The sequence below is a fragment of the Rhodococcus sp. NPDC059969 genome (genome assembly GCF_042738325.1).
In the GTDB taxonomy this organism is placed as follows: domain Bacteria; phylum Actinomycetota; class Actinomycetes; order Mycobacteriales; family Mycobacteriaceae; genus Rhodococcus_F.
The window spans coordinates 986,050-1,003,270 of sequence record NZ_JBHWUF010000001.1 but is presented as its reverse complement, the minus strand read 5'-3'; the positions used below and the strand labels follow the sequence as shown (position 1 = coordinate 1,003,270).

At 62.9% G+C, this 17,221-nt stretch carries 15 protein-coding genes and 1 pseudogene; 10 read left to right on the top strand and 6 right to left on the bottom strand.

Annotated elements, in window-relative coordinates; translation table 11 throughout:
* Positions 1 to 18 precede the first annotated feature (18 nt).
* The 4 genes from ACFWAD_RS04535 to ACFWAD_RS04520 all read left to right on the top strand — a co-directional run bounded on the left by ACFWAD_RS04535 (position 19) and on the right by ACFWAD_RS04520 (position 6,039).
* A complete protein-coding gene (locus tag ACFWAD_RS04535; protein ID WP_378541704.1) occupies positions 19 to 1,791 on the top strand; it encodes a sulfite reductase subunit alpha in 1,773 nt (590 codons plus the stop codon).
* A gap of 46 nt (positions 1,792 to 1,837) precedes the next feature.
* Positions 1,838 to 2,731, top strand: a complete 894-nt coding sequence (locus ACFWAD_RS04530) for a hypothetical protein (RefSeq protein ID WP_378541702.1) — start codon at positions 1,838 to 1,840, stop codon at positions 2,729 to 2,731.
* Between the two features lie 129 nt (positions 2,732 to 2,860).
* Positions 2,861 to 4,492, top strand: a complete 1,632-nt coding sequence (locus tag ACFWAD_RS04525; protein WP_378541700.1) for an ATP-binding cassette domain-containing protein — start codon at positions 2,861 to 2,863, stop codon at positions 4,490 to 4,492.
* Entirely contained in the window at positions 4,492 to 6,039 is a 1,548-nt protein-coding gene (locus ACFWAD_RS04520; RefSeq protein ID WP_378541698.1) for an ATP-binding cassette domain-containing protein, read from the top strand. Before ACFWAD_RS04525 ends, ACFWAD_RS04520 begins: the two co-directional genes overlap by 1 nt.
* Positions 6,040 to 6,127: 88 nt before the next feature.
* On the opposite strand, the gene ACFWAD_RS04515 is transcribed toward ACFWAD_RS04520, so the two are convergent.
* From ACFWAD_RS04515 to ACFWAD_RS04500, 4 genes and pseudogenes are all read right to left on the bottom strand, one after another.
* A complete protein-coding gene (locus tag ACFWAD_RS04515) occupies positions 6,128 to 6,589 on the bottom strand; it encodes a hypothetical protein (protein WP_378541696.1) in 462 nt (153 codons plus the stop codon).
* A gap of 223 nt (positions 6,590 to 6,812) precedes the next feature.
* Positions 6,813 to 7,898, bottom strand: a complete 1,086-nt coding sequence (locus ACFWAD_RS04510) for an ABC transporter substrate-binding protein (protein ID WP_378541694.1) — start codon at positions 7,896 to 7,898, stop codon at positions 6,813 to 6,815.
* A 74-nt stretch (positions 7,899 to 7,972) separates the two neighbouring features.
* Entirely contained in the window at positions 7,973 to 8,197 is a 225-nt protein-coding gene (locus tag ACFWAD_RS04505; protein ID WP_378542908.1) for a siderophore-interacting protein, read from the bottom strand.
* Positions 8,198 to 8,256: 59 nt separating this feature from the next.
* Positions 8,257 to 8,715, bottom strand: a pseudogene (locus tag ACFWAD_RS04500) (siderophore-interacting protein); the annotation flags it as partial.
* 257 nt (positions 8,716 to 8,972) lie between these two features.
* Between ACFWAD_RS04500 and ACFWAD_RS04495 the strand changes: the two are divergent.
* Positions 8,973 to 10,559 (top strand): helix-turn-helix domain-containing protein, encoded by a 1,587-nt coding sequence (locus ACFWAD_RS04495; protein WP_378541692.1) that lies wholly within the window; start codon positions 8,973 to 8,975, stop codon positions 10,557 to 10,559.
* 31 nt (positions 10,560 to 10,590) lie between these two features.
* Here the strand turns inward: ACFWAD_RS04495 and ACFWAD_RS04490 are convergent, their stop codons facing one another.
* Positions 10,591 to 10,905, bottom strand: a complete 315-nt coding sequence (locus tag ACFWAD_RS04490; RefSeq protein ID WP_378448288.1) for a hypothetical protein — start codon at positions 10,903 to 10,905, stop codon at positions 10,591 to 10,593.
* Between the two features lie 174 nt (positions 10,906 to 11,079).
* Between ACFWAD_RS04490 and ACFWAD_RS04485 the strand changes: the two genes are divergently transcribed.
* Both ACFWAD_RS04485 and ACFWAD_RS04480 read left to right on the top strand, forming a co-directional pair.
* On the top strand, positions 11,080 to 12,195 hold the full coding sequence (locus tag ACFWAD_RS04485; RefSeq protein WP_378541690.1) for an agmatine/peptidylarginine deiminase: 1,116 nt from the start codon (positions 11,080 to 11,082) through the stop codon (positions 12,193 to 12,195).
* A gap of 36 nt (positions 12,196 to 12,231) precedes the next feature.
* On the top strand, positions 12,232 to 12,804 hold the full coding sequence (locus ACFWAD_RS04480; RefSeq protein ID WP_378541688.1) for a TetR/AcrR family transcriptional regulator: 573 nt from the start codon (positions 12,232 to 12,234) through the stop codon (positions 12,802 to 12,804).
* 3 nt (positions 12,805 to 12,807) lie between these two features.
* Here ACFWAD_RS04480 and ACFWAD_RS04475 read toward each other — a convergent pair whose 3' ends face one another.
* Positions 12,808 to 13,464, bottom strand: coding sequence for a TetR/AcrR family transcriptional regulator (locus ACFWAD_RS04475; protein WP_378541686.1), 657 nt, complete (start codon positions 13,462 to 13,464; stop codon positions 12,808 to 12,810).
* A 167-nt stretch (positions 13,465 to 13,631) separates the two neighbouring features.
* On the opposite strand from ACFWAD_RS04475, the gene ACFWAD_RS04470 reads away from it, so the two are divergent.
* Genes ACFWAD_RS04470 through ACFWAD_RS04460 form a run of 3 tightly spaced genes read left to right on the top strand, consistent with a single transcriptional unit; the run spans position 13,632 to position 17,208 of the window.
* On the top strand, positions 13,632 to 15,020 hold the full coding sequence (locus ACFWAD_RS04470; RefSeq protein ID WP_378541684.1) for a flavin-containing monooxygenase: 1,389 nt from the start codon (positions 13,632 to 13,634) through the stop codon (positions 15,018 to 15,020).
* Positions 15,017 to 16,171 (top strand): serine hydrolase domain-containing protein, encoded by a 1,155-nt coding sequence (locus tag ACFWAD_RS04465; protein ID WP_378541682.1) that lies wholly within the window; start codon positions 15,017 to 15,019, stop codon positions 16,169 to 16,171. Before ACFWAD_RS04470 ends, ACFWAD_RS04465 begins: the two co-directional genes overlap by 4 nt.
* Complete coding sequence (locus ACFWAD_RS04460) at positions 16,168 to 17,208, top strand: NAD(P)-dependent alcohol dehydrogenase (RefSeq protein WP_378541680.1); 1,041 nt, start codon at positions 16,168 to 16,170, stop codon at positions 17,206 to 17,208. Before ACFWAD_RS04465 ends, ACFWAD_RS04460 begins: the two co-directional genes overlap by 4 nt.
* The last annotated feature ends 13 nt before the right edge of the window (positions 17,209 to 17,221 follow it).

Sequence of the window (17,221 nt, the reverse complement as noted above, 5' to 3'; positions counted from 1 at the left end):
GTAGGTGAGCTTCATATCATGGAAATTCCGTACATCCCCGAATACGCACCCTTCACCGGCGACCAGCGCGCGTGGCTTTCCGGATTCCTGGCCGGCCTACACTCACGAACCGTCATGCCCGGTCAAACCGATACTGCAACAGCAACAGTGGAGAGAACTGCCGGCGCAGCCGTGCACATCCTCTTCGGAAGCCAGACCGGTAATGCGGAGTCCGTCGCCGAGGACGTGGCCGCTTCTGCCCGTGCCCACGGTTTGGAACCGCTCGTCGCCGGCCTCGATACCGTGGACATAGGCGACCTCTCGGCGATGCGCCGGGTACTGGTGATCACCTCAACGTACGGCGAGGGCGAAATGCCTGACAACGCGCAACTGTTCTGGGAAGCAGTCGAATCCGAGAGTGCACCCAGATTGGACGGTCTCTACTTCGGCGTGCTCGCGCTCGGTGACACCAGCTACGACGGCTACTGCCAGTCGGGCAAGAACATCGACGCCCGCTTCGAAGCGCTCGGCGGGACCAGGGTTGTCGACCGCACCGATTGCGACGTCGACTACGAGGATGCCGCTGCCGAGTGGATCGTTCGTGCAGTCGCTGCGGTGGCCGGCGTCGACGGTGATGCGGGGGCGGCTGTCTCGCCGGTTGCGCCTGCTCCGACGAAGACCAAGTCCCAATGGACACGCAAGAACCCGTATCCTGCAACAGTCCTCGACAACCGACTGTTGTCCGGCGAGGACTCCGCCAAGGAAGTCCGCCACGTCACCTTTGCACTCGGCGAGGACGGTCTGGATTACGAGGCCGGAGATGGATTGGGCATCCGCCCGATCAACGACCCCGCTCTCGTCGAGGCGATCATCCATCAGCTCGGTGTCAGCAGTGACTACGTCGTCACCGCGAAAGACGGCTCTTCCGCAGCGTTGGACCAGGCGTTGACCAGCGATTACGAGATCTCGATTCCCTCGCGCGATTTGATCGACGACATCGCCCGACGCAGCGGAGACGCCGAACTGCAACACATTCTCGACACCGAAGATCGGGAAGCGCTCGACGCGTGGCTGTGGGGCAAGGACGTTCTCGATCTCCTGCGGTTGGACAGCAGCGTTCGGATGAATCCCGAAGAGTTTCTTGCTCTCCTGCGTCCGCTTCAGCATCGGGTCTACTCGATCTCGTCCAGTCCGCTGGCCCACGACGGCACCGTGCATCTGACGGTAGCGAGTGTGCGCTACCGCTCCGGCGAGCGGGATCGCGGTGGCGTCTGCTCGACCTATTTGGCAGATCGTGTCTCCGAGGGCGATCGGGTCGGAGTTTTTGTCTCCAAGAATAATTCGTTCCGCCTACCCGCGGATGATACTGCTCCCGTCGTGATGATCGGCCCGGGAACCGGAATCGCTCCCTTCCGTGCTTTCCTGCACGAGCGTCGCGCACGCAAAGCGTCGGGGCAGAATTGGCTCTTCTTCGGTGATCAGCATCAGTCGAGCGACTTCATCTACGAGGACGAGTTGACCGGGCTGACCCGTGACGGCGTCCTGACGCGTCTCGATCTGGCCTTCTCGCGTGATCAATCCGAGAAGATCTATGTCCAGACCCGCATGCGCGAGAAGGGCCGGGAGTTGTTCGCCTGGCTCGAAAAGGGCGCGCACGTGTACGTGTGCGGCGACGCCACGCGGATGGCGAAGGACGTCGACGACGCGTTGCACGAGGTGGTCGCCGAGCACGGCGGATTGGATGCGAATGCCGCTGAGGACTACGTCAACAACCTCAAACGATCGAAGCGGTACCTACGGGATGTCTACTGAGATGTGCCCGCACCGTGGCGAATGTCGTTGTGCAGCTTTGGCGCGCATGTCGGACCTGGACGTGCTGCTTGCGCGTCCAGGATTCCGCGGTGGTCTGATCGACACTGCACCCGCGATAGTCGGCGAATTGCTGCCACTCTTAGGCGACGTCGTCGCCATCACCGTTGCGGGGCCGGTGGCTGTCAACAACTCGGGCAAGTACGCCGGTCCCACGTTTCCCGGTGATCCACTGGTCTGCACGCCCGGACTTGTCTCTCTGCGTTTGAACCCTTCCGCCCTCGGTTCGGTGGTGACCACTGACGCAGAGCAGTACCTCCCGCCAACACTTCGGATGTTCGATGCCCACGGATCCAGTTCACACACCACCTATTTGACCCCGACGTCAGATCGTCTCGCCTTCGAGGCGATGCGAGCCGCACCGGAGACTACAAGGGAGACAAGCCCTCCCGTCCAGTCAGCGAATACACCCGCTTTCTGGGCCGAAGCCGATCAACTGACACAACTCGACTTCATCCTCGCGGACGGCGGCAGCGAACGCCGCAGCGGATTGGTCGCTCTGGGCGCCCTCGGTTACCGGCGAATCGATCCACACCTCATGGCTGCCGGGATGGAGCACCTGTCCTACCACCAACTGCCCGTCACGACCGTCGTCGCAGGCAACGGCTGCCTGCAGATCCACCGTGGCGATCTCGACGCCGCAGCGATGTTCGGGGGGACGTTGACTTTGGCGTCGGACACCTGCCGGACGATGATCGATCTGAACGGCGTCTCGGAGTGCTGGCTGACCCGTGCCCACGGCGTTCACGGACTGACCAGTTCGATCGAGGTGTACGACTTCCGCCGCAAGTGCGTAGCCGTGTTCACTCAGACTGGCCCAACCGAATCCGCGGTCATGGGTGTGTGGGAAGACGTCATGAGTTCGATTTCGGCCGCGTCCTGACACCGACAGCTGCTGATCGAGTGTAAGAAATCGGCGTACCGCGATAACCAAACAGGATGGCCGAAGCCTAGCCTTGGGTTTCGGCCACTTGTCGTGCCTGCATCCTGACGCTGATTCAAGGAGTTATCCATGCCCCGCCCTCTCGTCGAACCGTCGCTGGTCCCGGCCTTGCGCCCGGCGCTGCCTGCATTGGCAGCCGGGGTGGTCTCGGCGGCGGCGTCGGGAATCGCGATGCTCGGTGCGCTCTGGTGCGTCGTGCAGCTCATCGGTGAACCGTCGATGAGCTGGGCTGGATGGGCATGTGCGCTCTGGTTCGTCGGCGTAACTCTCGCGGCCACGTCGTCGTGGCTCTCGCACCACGCCGAGTCGCTCTTCGAGGCCAGGCTCCGACGCCAGCTCGCAGCCCACCTCGTTCGTCTGCCGGCAAGTGCGCTGTCCCGCTACAGCGGCGACGCACTGAGAAGGCTCGTCTCGGACGACATCTCGGCGCTGCACCATATGACTGCGCACCTACCGGCCGAATTCGCGACGCTGATCGTGGTCCCCGCGGTCACGATCACGGTGCTGGTCATCTCAGCCGGCCCCGTGGCGCTTCTCGCTCTGGTCCCCGGCATCGTTGCCGCACTGTTCTACCTGATCGTGATCCCCCGAATGGCCGCGCGCCACAGCGCTGAAAGCGCGGATGTCATGGGCGACATCGTGACCTCCGTGGATGACTATGCTCGCGGCATCCGCGTCTGCCGGATCTACGGCGCGCAGACCGGCGCTGCCGCCGACTATGCAGCATCGACGGCACGGTTCACTCGCGGAATGCAGGAGCGCGTTCGACTCGTGGCTACCCCCGCGGCCGTCGCAGTTTCCCTCATGCAGGCGACGGCGACGTTCGCGATCGCCTATGCCGTCGGATTTCGCTGGGATGCACCGACGTTAGCCGCAACCATCCTCTTCAGCCTCGCAATCGTGACACCGGCCCTGCGGCTCGGGCACGGCCTCGACTACGTCACGGCGGGACGCTCTGCTGCAGTCCGGCTCGCAGCAGCCCTGGACGAACCCACCCTCCCTGCCGGTGAAGCGCCAACCGTTCCGGCCTCGAGTCCCTCCGATCGACTGGAGATCGTCAACCTGACTGTCACGATCGCGGACCGCAGAGTCATCGACGACGTCACGCATGCATTCCGCCCAGCCACGATCACTGCGATCACGGGACCGAGTGGAGCGGGCAAGACGACGCTCCTGAAAGCATTGGCCGGCTTCGAAGTCCCGGAACTGGGTACCGTCCGCTACGCAGGTCGTTGCATCACCGCGATCGACGAGAACCTGCGGCCACAGTCCATTCTGCTCACACCCCAGGGCGCAGACGTGTTGCCTGCCACGGTGCGCGAGAACATCGCATTGGCCGCACCCGATGCAACGGACGCGGAATACACCGCTGCACTACGCCGGGCACAGATCGACGTCAGCCTCGATGCCGACGCCACATCACTCTCGGGAGGAGAACGCCAGCGCGTCGGGCTTGCTCGTGTATTCCTCTCGCCCGCAGCAGTACTGCTGCTCGACGAGCCGACCAGTGCACTTGACGATCGCACGGCCGCCGAACTGCTGAAGGAATTGCGACACCTCGCACATGACGAAGGAAAAACGATTGTGATCGTCACCCACGACCCCGCTCTCGCAGATGATGCCGACGATCGACTCGACCTCGGCGGTCGAAATGTGCACGATGCCACCTCGCACAATGCAGCCCTGACTGGAGCCGAATAATGAACAGCGCCAATGCGGCCCGCCGACGCTTGATCACTATCGGATTCGGCTGGGTGTCCGTTGCCGTCCTCGAAGCGATCGCGTACACCACCCTCGCGCTCTCGATCGCCGATCACCGGTCGCCGGTTCTCGTCCTGTCCACGGCGGCGATCGCGCTCTTCGTGACCGTGCTCGTCTCGCGAGCCGGATACTTCACCGGCGCCCGACTCGTCGGCGATCTCTACGACACTCTTGGTGGCGCGTTCGCCCGCGCGAAGCTGTCCTGGTTCACCGACGACAACCGGGCACTGCTCGCCACCGTCGCCGGCCGCGGAATCCCGTCACTGATGAGCGTTCCCGCGCACCAACTTCAGACCTTCCTCGTTGCACCACTGATCCCGCTGCTCCTGCTTCCTGGAATCGCGGTCGTTGCGGGACCCGGCGTCATGCTGCTCGTCGGCGGACTGCTCGCCGTGTCGCTCGCCGCTCAGACGCTGGCCCAACGCGCGCTCAGCCGAGCGGACGAGCGCCGACACGAAGCCGAACTCGCAGCAACGCAGTCGACACTCGAGCTCACCGACCATCTCGAATTACTGCGTACGGCAGCCGGTCCCACGCGTGCAGTCGATCGCATCGAGCGAAGCTGGCGGGATCAGGAAGCTGCGCTCGCACGGACAAATCTCGCCGCGGCACCAGCGACATTCATCTCGGCGATCGCCACCATTGTGCCGCTGGCAGGCGCAGTGATTTTCCTCGCCGCCACCGGATTCGACGATCCCGCAGCCGCTCTCGCCCTCGTCATCCTCACCGCTCGCGCCGCTGCGCCGCTCGACGAACTCGCCCTGGCCGGAATCGGAGTCAACGAACTGCGCGCAACGGTTCGCGACTACCGCGCCGCGACTTCGGCTCCCGCACTGCCTGAGCCCGCACCCCAGGACGCCGCGCGCCCTGTTGGAACGGACATCAAGGTCGTCGTGGTGGACCACGCTCCGGTTCTGCATGGCATCAACGCGGAGATCCCCGCTGGTGAGCGTGTTCTCGTCGCAGGGCGCTCCGGTACGGGCAAGAGCACACTTCTCGGGCTACTCATGCGCTTCGACGACCCGGACCAAGGCAGCGTCACTCTCGGCGGAGTTTCATTGCGCGACTTGCCCTACGACGACCTGGCGGCGCACATCGGCTACGTCCCCCAGGATCCACTCGTGTTCTCGGGCACTCTCGGTGAGAACATCGGACTCGGAAGACCGGGCGCTTCCGAAACCGAGATCGAGGACGCCGCCAGGCGTGCTGCCCTCGGTGCCGTTCTCGATCGCTCGACGCTAGGAATCCATCAGGATATCGGACACCAGGGTGCCGCTCTCTCCGGTGGCGAACGTCAGCGGGTGGCGATCGCTCGCGCCTTCCTCAAAGACGCTCCCGTCCTGGTGCTCGATGAGGCGACCTCGGCTCTCGACGAGGGCACCGAACGCCGCATCGCCTACGCCGTGCGGGAATTGGCGGCAACCGTCTTCGTCGTCACCCACCGCGACCCTGCCATCTGGGAGCCCACCCGCAGGATCACTCTCTGATGTCATTTGCCCTAAGGCGAGGTCTGCATGGACGGGCATGGCGAACACAATGAAAGCGTTCGACCCGCACAGCGAACGGACCTGTAAATCAGCTCCCCGTGAGCACCAACGCTGGGAGCATTGACGAGCCGACGACGGCCGACCCAACGCCCAGGGGAATCAGCGCCGACATCATGTTTCGGTAATCAACGGCTTCGATGGGCGGAAGTCCGGGGATAGGGTTGGGAACGGGCGCGTGGCGCTCCCAAGCACCACATCTGTCGGAAGTGAAACTAGTGTCGCCCCACATGATTTCCACTGTTTCCGGCCCACCGCCGAAGTTGTTGGCGATGATGTCCCGGCCGTAACCTGTCCGTTCCCAGTAGCAAGACCGGCCGCCAGACGTACTCCACAGACCAGGCAGCATCTGGCCTTCGCCACTGCCGACTCGGTAGGTGCCATCGGTACCGGCGGGAATGTAGGTGCCTGCGTTTGCGACACCGCCACCCACGAAAATCAAACCTGTAGATGCCGTGGCGCACAACAGTGCCCCGACCAACTTGTCCTTCACTGATTCTCCCACTACTCGCGAACTCGACCAGCGAACCATAAGCGAACGACCGGTCGGATCATTCACGCCTGCCCGAATTGTGAAGTATTTCACGTCGCAGTGAACGAAGCCATCGACAATGAGGCTCGGCGCGGATGCCCACAGTCATCGCCGCAACACGAACAACCGCCGCCACATAATCATGTGGCGACGGGTGAGTGCTTTCCGATCTGCAGTTGTGTACCTACAGCTTCGCGCTGATGAGCGGCACGATATGTTCAGCCGCCCACATCGTTCCGATCGGGCCTCCGCTCGTGATTGCCCACAGAACATCCCCTCCGTCGGCGGTGCGAGGAGGCAGGCCAACCCAATGACCGGAGGACACCGCTCCAAGTGCTTGGAACAGCTTCCCGCCGGTCAGCTTGTCGAAATCTTCCTCGCTGCCGGCGGCACTGCGGCCGATCAGCAGGAAGTCCGCATCGATGTTCTCGAGAAGTTCCTCGCCGACAGTGCTTTGGGTGACGAACCCTTGTGCGCGCGGGTTCTCGGCGAAACCGAGCTCACCCAAGAAGACTGCCGGAGCTGAACCAGGAGCTGAAAGATATTGCAGCCCATTGCCGGTGCCGTAGAAGATCGCCCACGTTGCGTTGAGGCCCGTGAGTTTGGGGTTCTCCTGACGCACCTTCGCAAAATACTGATCGTGGTCGGTCACGATCTTTTCGGCAGCCTTCGAGAGGTCGAGTGTCTCGCCTAGTACGCGGATCGACTCCTTCCACGGAACCAGCATCCGTGACTTCGTGTCGGGGCTCGTCACCACCGGTGCGATGGAGGACAAACGTTCGTAGTAATCGCCCATCGACAAACCACCCAGGCCGTCGGCCCAGCCGACGGCGACGATGAGGTCAGGTTCGCTCGCGGCGATCGCTTCGACGGGAAGTGTGCCGCCCATCGCGAACTCGAAGGTGTCGAGTTCCTCTGCGTCGTAAGGCACCAAGTACGACTTGGAAGCCGACTCCTTGACCATCGACGAAGAGAGGACGGGTTTGACGCCGAGGGCGAGGAGCATTTCCGTGTCGACGGCGTTGGGCACGATGGCGGCGATCCGCTCCGGCCGCTTCTCGAGAATGCTTGTACCGTAGGGCGATTCCAAGGTGAGCGGGTAGGTGGTTGTTCCTTCCGCCGCAGGAAGGGCACTCCCTTCCGAACCGGGAGAGGATGCCGTTTTCGAGTCTTCGGCCGAGGCCGAGCACCCGGTTACGAGGAGCGCTGCGGCGAGCGCGGCCCCGATCAGTCCGGTGATCCGTGATCGTCTGGTGCGCAGGACTGTCATTTCTGCCTTTCGGTGTTATCGAACACTTTCGGTGTTATTGAGCGCCTTGGGTGTTACCGAGTGATGGATCCAGGTCAGGAATCTGCGCGCACGGTGTCCCCGCGCTTCCAATAGCCGGTGAAGTCGATGTCGGTCTTCGCGATCCCCCGATCACGGATGAGGTATCGACGGAGCGATCGAACCGTCGCCTGTTCTCCGGCAAGCCAAGCGAATACGCGTCCGTCAGACCATTCGGCAGCACGGACCGCATCGAGCAACAAAGAAGTAGTGCCGGGTTGGCCTCCTCGCGTGGCAACCACGTGATGCTGACCCCGGGCAACTCGCGCACCGATTGAATGTGAACCGAGTCCGCAATTTCGACGAACACCTGCCCCCTGGCGTCGGCGGGCAATTCCTCGAGCAGACGTGCGATCGCAGGCAGCGCCGTCTCGTCACCGACGACCAACAGATGCTCGTAATCATGCGGAAGTCCCTGTGATACCGAGGGACCCGCGATATGTATCCGGCCGCCCGGGCTGGCGTCGCGCGCCCAAGTGGTAGCCACTCCACCGCCGTGAACGACAAAATCGACGTCGAGTTCCCTTGTTCGCGGGTCGTAGCGTCGCACGGTGTACGCACGGGCGAGTGGACGGCGTCCCGCTGCAAAAGTCACACTGCCATCGACTATCACCGGCAGGACCGGATCGGTTTCGCCAGGGTAGGCGAACAACAACCGGATGTCGTCGTCGAAGCCTGTGCTGGCGAAGGCAGGCTCGACGTGACCGTCCGCGTTGGTGAAGGCGTCGAGCTGCGCTCCGGTGAGCGTCACCCTTCGCATTCCCGGCGACACGTCTGTCACGCGACGTACCTCGAGTTCGCGCAAGGTGACGGGATACGCCGTTGTCGGACGGGTGTTTCGGGGCACGGAAGACTCCTCGGAAGCGCACAGACGGGGGTTCGGCCCACGTTCGATCACGGCGGGAGGGCTCATAAATAAAGCTAGCCTGCCCTAATCGGCTACGGTTATCCGTGCGTGCCGACTTCTTACACTCATCGGCCGCCTACGCGAGAAGGCATCTACATCAGGAGGGCATCGTGGGACCACGGTTGGTGTTCTCCGCGGGCGAAGTACCCGAGATCCCCGCTGCTCGACTCGCCTCGATCGCGAATGAACGTGAACCGCTGCTGTTCTGGGTCCGCACCGGACGCGCGGAACTACAGATCGGCGACCGCGTCCGCAGCCTGACCGTGGGGGCGGCAGTGTGGGTACCGGCGGGAATCGCATACAGCATCAAGGTCGACCCGGGAGCGGTCGCGTTTCCCATTCCGATGCCCGCTGCCGACCTGCCGCCCACGTTGAACCGGATCATCGACTTCGAGATCCCGGCAGCCTGGCAGGACTGGCTCGTCCACCAATTCGCGCACAACTTGGGATTTCTGCGCGGTGGGACGGCTGTGGGAGCCGGACTACTCGAGCTTGTCGCGGGAGCCCATTCCCACGACGCCGACGCTTCGGTGTCGTACGCCCCACCGAAGTTGCCACGCTCGGCCGAGGCCCTCGAGATCGCTCGCACGCTTCTACGAACGCCTGCCGACGACACCGACCTTGCCCAGTTCGCCCCGCGACTCAAGATCGGTGTCCGCACTCTGCAGCGCAGGTTCACCGAGGAAACGGGATTGTCATTCGTGCGCTGGCGCACCACGGCACGGATCGCGGCGGCGACCGTTTACCTGGACGCCGGACGCGAAATCGGTTGGACGGGTATGCAGGTGGGATTCGCGACGCCCGCGGGCTTCACCCGAGCGTTCCGTGAACACACTGGCATGACACCCAGCGACTACGCGCGGGCCCACCGTCACCCGACGCCGATCCAGGAGAACGAGACTCTGGCACAGGGCGTCGCACTGTTGTCGGAGGAAGGCGCCCAGTCGGACTCTGCACCGGCACCCCCGACCATCGCCGCAAGCGGAACGTGGGCAAGGGTCAACGACTTTCACGTCGTCATCTGGATCTACCGAGGTTCCGCCCGGGTCACTTTCGGCGACCGAACCTGGAATCTGAGGCGGGGCGACGCGATGTGGCTTCCCGCGGGAGTACGCAACAGCGTCGAGATCGGGGAGGGTTCACTGTTACTTCCGCTCGGATCCCAGCCAGGCGCCTCTCCCGTCACCGCACCGCCGCCACGAGTGCTGCACTTCGCTCGCGAAGCGGAGGCGTATCTGTTGCACACGGTGGTCGCGAATTACACCCACCTACGCCCCGAGATCCACGATCCGGCGCAGATCGCGAGGCAGGTCCGAAGTGTCGCGGCGGTGCGTCCACCCGCCGGCCGTCAGACCGATCCCGTCGAGCGGATGCTGGCCGCGCTCCGAGCGGACCCCAAAGATTCGCGCACGCTGTCGGAGTGGAGCGCTCGACTCGGCGTCGACAAGAACATGCTCCACAAACGCTTCGTAGCGGCCACCGGCCAGAGCTACCCGCACTGGCGTGCTCAGTTGCGCATGACCCTTGCCCGCGCCCATCTCGAGGAGGGCCTTTCGGCCGGAGAGACTGCCCGCCGGCTCGGCTACGCGCACGCCTCCGGCTTCACCAAGGTCTTCGTCGCTACCCACGGTATGTCGCCGCGGGACTACCAGCGCCGTGGGTGGCGAGGCGCGACCGAAGGACTCATCGACTCGTGACCTTCCGTCGGAGTAGTTCCGACAGACCCCACTACACGAACAACGCGGCGGCCATTCCGGCAAAAACGAGCGAGATGGCAAACAAGTAGAGACGCAGAATGCCGCGATACCTCTCGCGAGCCTGCTCCACTTCGTACGAACTACTCAGAGTCCGGAAGAGAACTACGAGCATCAGAGCGACGGCTGTGAACAGTGTGACCACGATGACCCAGTCCGTCGTGGTTTCCACCGGCGCTTTGCCGTCGTCGCGAATTGCCCACTGAGCCAGAAAGTTCAGCAAGAACCCCAAGATGATGCCGAGCGAAGTCACCATCGGCTGACGGGTATCCCGAATGTCGTCGTTCATGATCACTACTTTCTTGACTAAATTTTCAGTCAGGAGCTATTCTCTGTGCAAGTAAGTCGGCGCCGGAGAAATCTGGCGCGATCGAACAGTAGCTGGATGTTGCCCCGCTCGCGCGCGATGAACAGATTCCTCGAAGACCAAGCGAGCACGCGAAGAGCAGAAGGAGTCACCGCAATGCAAAGACGTCGGTTCATTCAGGCAGGCGCAGCAGCGCTCAGTGGCCTCTTCTTGGCAGGTTGCAGCGATTCCGATTCCGCCTCGGGCGGGAGCAATGGCGAAGACGATCCACGCGAGTGGGTGATGCCGGAAGAGGGGGATCCACACAAGCGCACCTGGATGGCATTCGGCGCCAGTGAAGCGATCTGGGGAGCGGCTCTCCTGCCCGAGGTCCAGCGCAACCTCGCAACGATCGCGCAGACCATCGCGCAGTTCGAGCCCGTCTCGATGCTTGTTCGTTCCGAGGAACTGGACTTGGCTCGCACCCTCGTCGGCCCATCCGTCGAACTGATCACCGCGCCTCTCGACGACCTCTGGATGCGCGATACCGGCCCCGTATTCGTGAAAGGCAACGGGACCAAAGCGGGTATCGATTTCAACTTCAACGGCTGGGGCGAAAAGCAGGATTTTGATCAGGACGGCCAGGTCGCAGCCTTCGTTGCCGCCCGTGCGGGAGTCGAATCATTGCCTACCGACCTGATCCTCGAAGGCGGCGGCATCGAGGTCGACGGCGAAGGCACAGCCATCATCACCGAAAGCTGTGTACTCAACAAGAACCGCAACCCGGGATGGTCGAAGTCGGACGTCGAAGCCGAACTCGGCCCCCTGCTCGGTCTCGACAAGATCATCTGGCTACCGGGAATCGCCGGCAAGGACATCACGGACGGCCACACGGACTTCTACGCCCGTTTCGCACGCCCAGGTGTCGTGGTCGCAGGCCTCGACACAGACCCGGAGTCGTTCGACCACGACGTGACCGCACGTCACCTCGAGATTCTCCAGAACGCGACCGACGCACAGGGGCGGAAGCTCGAAGTGGTTGTCCTCGAGGCGCCGGTCGCGATCAGGCCCGACTTCGAATCGGATGATTTCGCAGCCGGATACATCAACTTCTACGTGTGCAACGGGGCGGTCATCGCACCCGAGTTCGGTGACCCCGAGGCCGACCAGGCCGCCAGAAGTGAATTGGAGCGCCTCTTCCCCGACCGCCGCGTCGTGCAGATCAACATCGACGCCATCGCCGCCGGTGGTGGCGGCATTCACTGCACCACCCAGCAGGAACCCGCGGACTAGAAACCCGTCCCGACCACCCTCGTAGAATTCGGACTCGTGTCGAACCGTCAAACGCAAATCTTGGAAGCAGCAGTCCGCGTCATTGCCCAACACGGCGTACGCGGGCTGAGGGTGGAGACGCTCGCTGCCGAGGCCGGAGTGTCGACGGCACTCATCTACTACCACTTCCAGAATCGCGCAGGTGTGCTGCGCCGGGCCCTCGATCACATCAACGATCGCGCCGAGCTGTACACCGAAAGCGCCTTCACGGAGACAGACCCTCGTGCGCAGCTCGAGCAGATGCTTCTGCTGGAGTTTCAGGATGCCCCGAAGATTCGAGAGAACAGCATCGCCTGGGGTGAACTCCGAGCAAGCGCAGTTTTCGCCGACGAGCTGCGCGAACCGCTACGCACCACGACGCAGGAGTGGGCAGACGACGTCGAATCTTTGATCCGCCAAGCGCAGGACGCCGGGCTCGCCGATCCGAAGGCAAGCCCGGCCGACGCCGCCGAGCGACTCACTGCCCTGGTCGAGGGTCTGAGCGAACGCTGGCTGAGCGGCTCGATCCCCATCGAACGAGCCCGAGAACTGCTCACCGGTGCGATCGGCGTGGAGATCGATCCGAACTAGGCTCTACCGCTCGTCGACGCCCTTAGATTCCGGCGACAGAGCCGGGAACCAAATGTCGGTCAGAACCTCGGCGGCCTGAACCCGTGTCACGTCGATCGTCCCCTGCACGGCCCAGCGTGTGAAGAATCGCTCCAACTGACTCACGAGCAGTTCGACGCGCAACCTCGCCTCGTCGTGCTGTTCCGCCGGCCACCGACCCAGGTACTTGGGCATGGCATTCGGTAGTTGGGTCATACCGTCTCGCGCTGTCTCGCGGAACTCCGGTTCGAGTGCCACGGCCTCGTCCCACGCCGGCAGTAGGCGCTTGTTCTCGTCGAACCAGTCGAAGGCACGCTGCAGCCAAGCCGTGAATTCCACGCGAGAGTTCGTGTCGAGGACCCGATCGAGATCGATGTAGAAAGCGAACGCACTCGCCGCCATCCCGGCCGCGCCGATTGTTTTGAGCATCTCCACCTTGCTGGCGAAATGCACGTAAAACGTGGCTCGACTGCATCCGACGACCGAGGCGATGTCGTCGACCGTCACAGCCGCGTATCCCCGTTCCTCGAACAACGTGCGTGCGGCGTCCACGAGTTTGGCCCGCGTCGCGCGTTTCTGCTCGTCGCGAAGTGTTCCCCGCCTGTTCTTCGGGCCGTCCGTAGTCGTGCTCACGTCGCCCACCTTGCTCGCATTTCGACCTCCTGGCAAATCACCGACTCGCCGTCATCAAAAAACATTGCGTCATTCATTGACACAACGTCAGCGAATGGCGCACTATGACTCAAGTCACTTCTCGGGCTTCGATTCCTCTGCTCGCAGGCCCGAGACAGAACAGAAAGCGATGGCGAATGAGCCCCTCCCCCTTGCCGAGCGTGTGCATCATCGGCGCCGGGCCCACCGGAATCACGACGGCCAAGCGAATGAAGGAATTCGGAATACCCTTCGACTGCTACGAAGCGTCCGACGAGGTCGGCGGAAACTGGTACTACAAGAATCCCAACGGGATGTCGGCCTGCTACCAGAGCCTGCACATCGACACGTCGAAGTGGCGCTTGGCATTCGAGGACTTCCCGGTCTCTGCCGACCTTCCCGACTTCCCTCACCACTCCGAACTCTTCCAGTACTTCAAGGACTACGTCGAGCACTTCGGCCTGCGCGAGTCGATCATCTTCAACACCAGTGTTGTTGCGGCAGAACGTGATGCCGACGGACTGTGGACCATCACGCGCTCCGACGGTGAAGTCCGCACCTACGACGTCCTGATGGTCTGTAACGGCCATCATTGGGATCCCAACATCCCGGACTACCCCGGCGAGTTCGACGGGGTCCTCATGCACAGCCACAGTTACAACGACCCGTTCGACCCGGTCGACATGCGCGGCAAGAAGGTAGTCGTGGTCGGAATGGGCAACTCCGGCTTGGATATTGCCTCCGAATTGGGCCAGAGATACCTCGCCGACAAGCTCATCGTGTCGGCTCGCCGTGGAGTCTGGGTACTGCCGAAATATCTGGGCGGAGTGCCCGGCGACAAACTGATCACCCCGCCCTGGATGCCGCGTGGCCTACGGTTGTTCCTGAGCCGTCGATTCCTCGGCAAGAATCTGGGAACGATGGAAGGCTACGGTCTACCCAAACCCGACCACCGCCCCTTCGAGGCCCACCCGTCGGCCAGCGGCGAGTTCCTCGGACGCGCCGGGTCCGGCGACATAACCTTCAAGCCTGCCATCACCAAACTCGACGGAAAGCAGGTGCACTTCGTGGACGGCACCGCCGAGGACGTAGACGTGGTCATCTGCGCCACCGGTTACAACATCAGCTTCCCCTTCTTCAGTGATCCGAATCTGCTGCCGGACAAGGACAACCGATTCCCACTGTTCAAGCGAATGATGAAGCCCGGCATCGACAACCTCTTCTTCATGGGACTGGCGCAGCCCATGCCGACACTCGTCAACTTCGCCGAGCAGCAGAGCAAGCTCGTCGCGGCCTACCTGACCGGTAAGTACCAACTGCCGTCTGCGAACGAGATGCAGGAGATCACCAAGGCCGACGAGGCGTACTTCCTCGCCCCCTATTACAAGTCGCCGCGGCACACCATCCAGCTCGAGTTCGATCCCTACGTTCGCAACATGAACAAGGAAATCGCCAAGGGCACCAAGCGTGCCGACGGCTCGGGAAACAAGCTACCTGTTGCGGCGCGTGCAGCCGCACACGAACTCGAGAAGGCGGATCGCGCATGAGTCTGGTGAACGGTCACTGCAACAACGAGTTCGAAGCCGTCCGCACGGCCTTCGAGGCTCAACTCGAATCCGGCGAGGAACTCGGCGGCTCCATCGCCATCACCGTCGACGGAGAACCCGTCGTGGACCTCTGGGGTGGATACGCCGACGAATCTCGCACCACTCCTTGGGGCAGCGACACCATCGTCAACACCTTCTCCATTACCAAAACGATGACGGCACTGTGCGCACTACTCCTCGTCGAACGTGGCCAACTGGACGTGTACCAGAAGGTTGCTCACTACTGGCCCGAATTTGCGGCAAACGGCAAGGAAGACATCGAAGTTCGCCACCTGCTGTCACACACGTCCGGGGTCTCCGGTTGGGAGCGCCCGATCGAACTGAAGGACATCTACGACCTCGAGGCGTCCACCGCCCGCCTCGCCACCCAGCCACCGTGGTGGACCCCCGGTACGGCGTCGGGCTATCACGCGATCAACTACGGCCATCTCGTCGGCGAGGTCATTCGTCGCATCGACGGGCGGACTCTCGGCAGGTTCTTTGCCGAAGAGCTTGCCGGTCCACTGGGCGCTGACTTCCACATCGGCACGTCCGCAGAGCATTTCGGTCGAATCGCGACTCTGGTTCCGCCGCCCGCATTGGAATTCGACCTGTCCACGCTCGATCAGGACAGCATCTTCATCAAGACCCTGACCTGCCCACTACTCGACTACCCCGAGGTCAACACCGCGCCCTGGCGGGAAGCCGAGATCGGCGCAGTCAACGGCCACGGCAACGCACGTTCTATCGCCAGGGTCCAATCCTTGATCTCGTGCGGGGGTGTGCTCGACGGCCAGAAGCTGCTCTCGCAGAGCACTATCGACCTGATCTTCGAGATCCAAGCCGACGGTATCGATCTCGGGATCATGACTCCACTCAAGTTCGGCATCGGCTACGGACTGCCGCACCCGGTTACCGCGCCACTGATTCCCGACGGACGCGCCTGCTGGTGGGCCGGTATCGGCGGTTCGATGCTGGTCAACGATCTGGACCGACGGATGACCTTCGCCTACGTCATGAACAAGATGGCACCGGGTCTGATCGGATCCGACCGCAGCAACGCTTACCTGAGCGCCGCATACAACTCCGAGGTCAGCGAGGTCAGTTCATGAAGGCAGCTCAGCTCATGGGGCCCGGGCTCCTGGAAATCAACGACGTGCCGGTCCCGGAGATCGGTCCGTCGGAACTACTGATTCGGGTTGGCGCAGCGGGAATCTGTCACTCCGATCTCCATCTCCTGCACTTTCCGTACAAGATGCGCGAAGAACCACTGACCATCGGACACGAGATCGCCGGCACCATCGAAGCCGTCGGCAGTGCCGTCGACGGCCGTTCCACCGGGGAACGCGGCGTTGTCTACCTGTGTTGGTCGTGCGGACAGTGCCGAGAATGTATGAGCGGCAACGAGAACATGTGCCTCGCCGCCGGACGCACTGCAATGCCGCCCTGCCCCGGGCTCGGCCCTGAGGGCGGCATGGCCGAGTACGTCAAGATTCCGGCTCGCTCCTTCGTGCCCATCGGAGACCTCGACTTCCTGCAGGCCGCACCACTCGCCGATGCGGCGCTGACGAGCTACCACGCCATTCGCGGCGCCCGCGAACATCTTCAGCCCGGTGCCACCGCCGTGGTAATCGGCGTCGGTGGGCTCGGTCACGTTGCAGTACAAATACTTCGGGCAATCAGTGCCGTGCGCATCATCGCTGTCGACGTCGGACAGGATCAACTCGATCTTGCCAAACGCTGCGGCGCAGACATCACACTCGAATCGGGACCGGACACCGCGCGGCAGATCCTCGACCTCACATCGGCCAGAGGCGCAGAAGTCATCTTCGACTTCGTCGGTGTCGATGCAACTGCACAGATGTCGGTTCAAGCGGTTGCACCGAACGGCGCGTATCGCATGGTGGGCCTCGGAGGCGGAAACCCCGGAATCACCGCCGAAGCTGCCGGCGGACCAGGCTGGCCGTGGGGCGCATCGATCCGGAAGTCCTATGGCGGCACCAGAAACGACCTCGTCGATTCCATCGCCCTGGCACAGGCCGGTCTGGTAACCGTAGAAGTAGCCCGCTTCGACCTCGCTGATGCCCGCGACGCACTCGATCGTCTCGAACACGGCAAGGTCACCGGACGCGCAGTGCTCGTACCCTGATCTTCGAAAGGCG